Here is a 278-nt window from a genome sequence, read left to right as displayed (position 1 = left end):
GATCAAACCGGAGATGAAGCTGCTGTATCCCTCGCCCACCGTGCTGTCCCGGCACGCCCTGGTGCCGCTGAACGACGACGGCGACCGGGTCGGGCAGCTGCTGTCCACCGACCCTGAGCTGCAGGCCCTCGCCGCCGAGCACGGTTTCCGCACCGGCGATGCCGCGAAGTTCGACGCCGTCACCGTGGCGCACGATGTGCCGGTCGTGCGCGATCTCATCGACGTGGTCGACATCCCGGCCTACGAAACGCTGGAGAACCTGCTCAACGGTGTGGCGA

1 pseudogene is annotated in these 278 nt (G+C 67.6%); it reads left to right on the top strand.

Going from position 1 to position 278, the window contains the following annotated elements:
* Positions 1-13: 13 nt before the first annotated feature.
* Positions 14-278, top strand: a pseudogene (locus GV790_RS30150) (three-helix bundle dimerization domain-containing protein); the annotation flags it as partial.

It is taken from the genome of Nocardia cyriacigeorgica (assembly GCF_010858045.1).
In the GTDB taxonomy this organism is placed as follows: domain Bacteria; phylum Actinomycetota; class Actinomycetes; order Mycobacteriales; family Mycobacteriaceae; genus Nocardia; species Nocardia cyriacigeorgica_E.
This window is presented reverse-complemented; position numbering and strand designations above follow the sequence as displayed.